This window comes from Vibrio sp. V42_P2S4T144 (genome assembly GCF_009904715.1).
Lineage (GTDB): Bacteria > Pseudomonadota > Gammaproteobacteria > Enterobacterales > Vibrionaceae > Vibrio > Vibrio alginolyticus.
In genome coordinates this window covers 1-5,110 of record NZ_WXWS01000156.1, presented here as the reverse complement: position 1 = coordinate 5,110, position 5,110 = coordinate 1, and the positions used below count along the sequence as shown (strand labels likewise).

General features: G+C 42.3%; 4 protein-coding genes and 1 pseudogene. 3 read left to right on the top strand and 2 right to left on the bottom strand.

The features are described 5' to 3' along the window. Nucleotides 1-143: 143 nt before the first annotated feature. Both CAG68_RS05535 and CAG68_RS05530 read right to left on the bottom strand, forming a co-directional pair. Nucleotides 144-1,952 (bottom strand): DUF3413 domain-containing protein, encoded by a 1,809-nt coding sequence (locus CAG68_RS05535; RefSeq protein ID WP_005380721.1) that lies wholly within the window; start codon nucleotides 1,950-1,952, stop codon nucleotides 144-146. Between the two features lie 22 nt (nucleotides 1,953-1,974). Further along, entirely contained in the window at nucleotides 1,975-2,202 is a 228-nt protein-coding gene (locus CAG68_RS05530; RefSeq protein WP_005380722.1) for a YejL family protein, read from the bottom strand. A gap of 85 nt (nucleotides 2,203-2,287) precedes the next feature. Here CAG68_RS05530 and yejK point away from each other — a divergent pair, with 85 nt between their 5' ends. From yejK to CAG68_RS05515, 3 genes and pseudogenes are all read left to right on the top strand, one after another. Continuing rightward, nucleotides 2,288-3,286 (top strand): nucleoid-associated protein YejK, encoded by a 999-nt coding sequence (yejK, locus tag CAG68_RS05525; protein WP_005380723.1) that lies wholly within the window; start codon nucleotides 2,288-2,290, stop codon nucleotides 3,284-3,286. Nucleotides 3,287-3,368: 82 nt separating this feature from the next. Further along, complete coding sequence (locus CAG68_RS05520; protein WP_054729707.1) at nucleotides 3,369-4,697, top strand: Hpt domain-containing protein; 1,329 nt, start codon at nucleotides 3,369-3,371, stop codon at nucleotides 4,695-4,697. Between the two features lie 104 nt (nucleotides 4,698-4,801). Beyond that, nucleotides 4,802-5,020: pseudogene (locus CAG68_RS05515) on the top strand (chemotaxis protein); the annotation flags it as partial. Nucleotides 5,021-5,110 lie beyond the last annotated feature (90 nt).

The window sequence follows — 5,110 nt, the reverse complement described above, 5'->3', positions numbered from 1 at the left end:
GCATAATATAAGGCTTTGAAAATGTTGTAAACCCCTAGTTGAACTGATTGGATGTTTACTGCGCAAATTTGTGGTTTGTGTTGTTGAAATAAACAAAAACTCCCCAAGAAGGGGAGTTTGAATAGTATATGGATTGCTAGGTATTAATCGTTTTTAGAATAAAAACGCTGTAACTCAGTTAAACCTTGCATCAAAACTGGCAACTTCGGTGCATCATCTCGAAGTCGTTTGTAGTTTTTGTCATACAGCTTGTAGTTGCCAAACTTATCGATCACTGTGGTTTGTGAGCTAGTAATTAAGGCAAGCTCGCGAGTATCGCCCGCCAAGATCCAGCGACGACGACTTTCATCGAATAGGTTGCGACCACTACTGTAATCATATGGGTTGGAAGATACGCCGAGCATATCTTGCAACAGTGTAACTGAGAGGTCCAAGTGACTTGTGCTGTGATTAAATTCGCCAGCCAGCATTCCAGGCCAATGGATCACCATCGGAACTTGTAATTGATAACGGCTGTAGTTGCTGTTTGCTCCCCAGCTGTTCGTATTGGTTTCGTTAAATTCACTACCGTGATTAGAAGTGATGATTACGATGGTGTTTGTCAGTTGTCCCGTCGTTTCCAGTTCATCAATAATACCGGCGATAGTTCTATCCGCCGACTTCACTGCATATTCATAAGCTTTTTTGAATCGCTCACTTGCAGGCATTTCTTCGTCATTATTTGAAGGAATCGATTCAAAATTATCAACGGTGGTGACTTCGATGTAACTAAACCATGGCTGACTTGCTTTCTCTGCTAACCATGTATTCCAGTTTGCGATAGATTGTTTATCGGTATGAGCTTGCGTGCCATCTAGGTCTTCCGCTAAGTTCAAGTCGCGGAAAATAATTTCTGAGTAGAGATCATCTTCAAACCCACTGCCACTGAATAAACCAAAGTTGTAGCCCTGATCTTTCAGTACATCGAGCAATACTGGGGAAGCACCTTGCGCCTTGATGCTTGATGCATAACTGGTCGGTAAGCCATAGAACAAACCAAAGGCCCCGTATGTATCATTACTTGAGCTGTAATGATTACGGAAGTTCTGATTGTTTTCAGCAAACTCATAGAGGTTAGGCATCTCTTCTTGGTTCAGCGCATCCGCTCGTAAATTGTTTATGCTGATCATCAACACATTGAGCTTATTAACTCGGCGGTTAAACTCAAGCTTTTCAAGAGGGTAGTTGACTAACTCTACGTTGCCTTCGTTTTCTGCCAAACGTTTTAGGTATTCCTCACGGTCAAGTAGACCATGTTTTTCCATAAAACTCTTCGCCGTCATCGGGTAAGACAAAGGGAAGTTTGAACGCTGGCTAGTAATTGGGTTGTAAAAATACGCATCTGCCCAAATGTAAACCAAATGGCTGGTCATAAAGCTGAGGAAAAAGACGGCCGCGAGAGGGCGTCCTACGTGCTTATGAGATAGTTTGCGCTGTTTTCGCCATACCCATTCGGATAGTGCGAGTTGAATAAGGAAGATCAGCGGCATCACAACAAATAAATGTTGTAGGTCAGTGCTGAGCGCACTTTTGTCTTCGCTGAATAGTAACTCCCAGACAACGGGAGTTAAGTGCAAATTGATCGACTGATACGCTTGGGTATCAATTAATAATATGGTTTGCCCAACGGTTGCGAAAATCACTGCCACCAAACGGAACAACTTCCGCGATGGCAGGATAAACGTCAACGGGAATAGAACAAGCAAGTAAAGTGCGAAAACTAGAAAGCCAAAGTGACCAACCCAAGAAACCGCCAGATAAAACTGACCAAGTAACGTCTCGGGCCAAGGAGACTGAACAATGTAGCGTGTGCCTATCAACATCGACGCAACGATATTGAAGAATGCAAACCAGTGACCCCAACCAACTAGTCGAGATACACGTTCGCCGTATGAGTTTCCGCTGTCTACCATGTATGTGTTCTATTGTCCGTGATTAGTGTGTTTTTGGTGTTTCTAAAGAAGACATCAGCGCCTGAGCAAATTTTTCAGCAATCGCTTTGCGTTGTGAAGCAGCAACACGTTGATTTAAGACATTGGTTGCGATATTTCCGGCAATCATTAGCGTCAACTCAGGAGAAGCAGCGTGTTTTTCAAGAACTGTTGCTACTTCAGCAAGAATTTTTTCTACTTGCTCGTCAGTATATTTAGATGTAATCGGCATAAAGACTCTAATAATGATAGTAAAAGCGGCTTATGATAACCTACAATGCCCATCAACTAAAACCTTGTAGCAAGATAAAATCACTATGAGTCTTCATCTTTCAAACGTTATTCTGCATCAACTGTGCAAAAACGATCAGGACGAGCTGGTTGTAAACTTTCGTCCAGCATCATTAGAGAACGATGCATCTACAGAAAACTTAGTCGCTGAGCTTCACCGAGTATTCCATTCTAAAGCTGGTAAAGGTTTTGGCGCTTTCCAGTCAGACAGCGAATTTCAATTTTGGCTTCAAGAAATGCGCAAAGGAGAGCGAGATTTTTATGACTTCTCACAAATTAGTGCAAATCGCTTGAAAGAAGAGTTGATTAAGTACCCATTTGCGGATGAAGGTATCTTGGTTTTCGCTGAGTATCAGAGTTTAGCAACGGACTACTTGTTCATCGGTATCTTACCAATGAATCAGAGTTTAAAAGTGACCGAAGGTTTGGACATCAGTGCGACAGATTACCTTGATATCACCAAAATGGATATTGCCGCACGCATCGACCTGTCGAGCTACGAGACCGACAAGGAATCCAATCGTTATCTGCAATACATTAAAGGACGCGTTGGCCGTAAAGTGGCGGACTTCTTCCTAGATTTTCTGCAAGCGGATATTGGCTTAGATACTAAACAACAAAACTTAGTGTTGATGCAGGCGGTGGATGATTTTTGTGCTGACTCGAAGCTAGAAAAGCAAGAAGTGAACGAGTACAAGAAACAAGTTTACGACTACTGCAATGAGCAAATTAAATCCGGTGATGAGGTTCAAATCTCAGAGCTTTCCGGAGAGCTTCCTCAAAGCCAAGATGGCACGAGCTTTATGGATTTCACCAAAGAGCAAGGGTACGAGCTTGAAGAGTCTTTCCCAGGTGATCGTGCGACGGTTCGCAAACTGACTAAATTTGTTGGAGCTGGTGGTGGTTTGAATATTAGCTTCGATAGTCTCTTACTTGGCGAGCGTATTTTTTATGATCCAGAGACGGATACCTTAACGATTAAAGGGACGCCTCCAAATCTAAAAGATCAGTTAAGTCGCAATTAAAATCATATCGTTAAATAAAGAGAGCAAACGGCTCTCTTTTTTTATGTGAATAAGAAACATCCATAGTATATGCTTGTAATTAATGGAGATATGCGAGGGGCAAGTGTTGCTGAAGCTAAAAGAAGGAATACGGCGGTTTGTTTGGTTCTGGTTCGTTTTGTGGTGTGTTTTAGCACTTGGCATTTGGCTGCAAGCCAAACAAACGATTCAAACGATTTCGACTGTAAATGAGTTAGGAAGTAAAGTTGAAGAAGTCAGGCACTTTTTTAACTTCGATCTGCCTTACCGTGTTAAACACGTCGACCAAATTTCACTGAAACTTCAGTTGGCTTATGCAGTTCGCTTACAGCTTGAAAGTGAGTTTTCTGAAGGGAAAATCACACCAGACATCACTCAATTACTTTATACGACCGACCGATTTTTAGAAAGTGCTCGAGCTTTTGTAAGAAGTGACAGTGAATTGGTTTCGTTAGCAGAACAGTTACGAAGCAGCCGTGCTCGAACAGAAAACTCTGAGCAAATTCAGGCAATGTACTATCGCTTAGGTGCGCTTGTTTTTGAGTCTGTCTTTAGTGACTCTGCAACGAATAGCGATACTTACCGTGACTTAGACCGACTTTTTATTGAATCAGAGACGCTCTCTCCCGAAGAGCGAAGCGCTCTTCAGCGCCAGCTTGCTCAAACCTCAAGCGCACTATCTGCTCAGGCACAGGGCAGTTATTTATCTAATCAACTGCTTAATCCAGATTTCCCGAACCAGTTAACTTCGATAAATGAGCAGTTGGAACAGAAGCTAATGACTTTTATTGTTTGGCTGTCTGTAATCAGTGGTTTGCTCCTTTTCCTCATTTCATGGGGAGCCTTCTCCCCAAAAACGATTCAACCGATACCACTACCCAGAACCGATGATAAAAAGTCAGAGCAAGTTGGCGATGATGAAAATGGAGCTAACACTGTTCCCTCAGCTCAGTCAGAAAATTTTCAAAACGTCCAAATGAACGAAAAAAGTTGTAATGAGGTGAATTCATCACAAGTGGAAGTAGTGGAACGTGAGCCGTACATAGATATCAATAAAATGTTAGATTCTCTGTCTGGTGACGAGGGCGCTGTGCGGATGTTACTGGAGGTCTTTATTCAGGACCACTCTGGCGATGGCACTAAAATGTATCAGCTGTTAGAAGAGGATAAAGAGCAAGCGCAAAGAGCCGCACACAGTCTTAAAGGGGTCTCAGGGAGTTTAGGTGCAATGCCATTGCACTGTATTTCGGGTGATATTGAACTGTTGATTAAACAAGGGCAAAAAGTGCCGGAAGAGAAGTTGGCATGTTTAGATGATGTCCTAAAACAAACCATACTTTTTGCTAATAATGCTCTCAATAGTGAAAAGATAACAGAAGCGCTAACAGATTGATATTGCTCTGACTTAATGTCATAAGAGTTGAGGTAATAAAGGCTCGAACTATATGACTTAGTTCGCTTTATTCCTGTTCTATACAATTTGTTAAAGGTGTTTTCATGTCCGTTCGCCGAATGTCTTCAATGATGTTGATAGGGCTGGTTATGATGCTTTCAGGGTGCTCCCTGCTCGAAGTCAAGATCGAGAGTCAAACCGTCCCTCTTACCAAACAAGAGCTCAATATGCGTCTTTTGACTCGTGAGTATGCGCAGCAGTTTTTTGCTCAGGTTGAGCAAGCAGCAGATGCACTACACGAACAATATGAGCATCATGATAAGTTTCATCATCCTAAATTTTAATTTTGAAGCATAAATCTTGAAGAAGGATTCCAACCTTCGCAAGACAAGGGTCCCCAATTGACGCCACCG

Bases quoted from the DNA above. Each gene is read 5' to 3' on its own strand.
- CAG68_RS05535 (WP_005380721.1), bottom strand. From the start codon at position 1,952: ATGGTAGACAGCGGAAACTCATACGGCGAACGTGTATCTCGACTAGTT.
- CAG68_RS05530 (WP_005380722.1), bottom strand. From the start codon at position 2,202: ATGCCGATTACATCTAAATATACTGACGAGCAAGTAGAAAAAATTCTT.
- yejK (WP_005380723.1), top strand. From the start codon at position 2,288: ATGAGTCTTCATCTTTCAAACGTTATTCTGCATCAACTGTGCAAAAAC.
- CAG68_RS05520 (WP_054729707.1), top strand. From the start codon at position 3,369: ATGGAGATATGCGAGGGGCAAGTGTTGCTGAAGCTAAAAGAAGGAATA.